The organism is Mycobacterium sp. NGS34 (assembly GCF_059812845.1).
On sequence record NZ_JCALDM010000073.1, the window covers coordinates 1 to 245 of the forward strand.

Annotated in this window: 1 pseudogene; it reads left to right on the top strand. The window is 59.6% G+C overall.

Annotation, left to right across the window (positions count from 1 at the left end):
• Positions 1–53: 53 nt before the first annotated feature.
• Positions 54–245, top strand: a pseudogene (locus AC5Y7V_RS31440) (IS30 family transposase); the annotation flags it as partial.

Below are 245 nucleotides of genomic sequence, written 5' to 3' on the forward strand. Positions count from 1 at the left end.
CTTGAGTTCTGGGGGTGGATGCAACAGCACTTGTTTCATTGAGGAGTGCTGCTGTGCCGCTACCACCGTTGACGTCTGTTGTTCGGGAGTTTTGGGGCCATATCAGTGATGGCTGCGCCGTCGCGGAAGCCGGCGTCGCGGTCGGCGTGTCGAGACGCACTGCAATTAGCTGGTTCCGTGACGCTGGCGGGGTGAAACCACGACTGATCGAACCCACGTCATCAGGGCTTAATCAGCGGCTGACC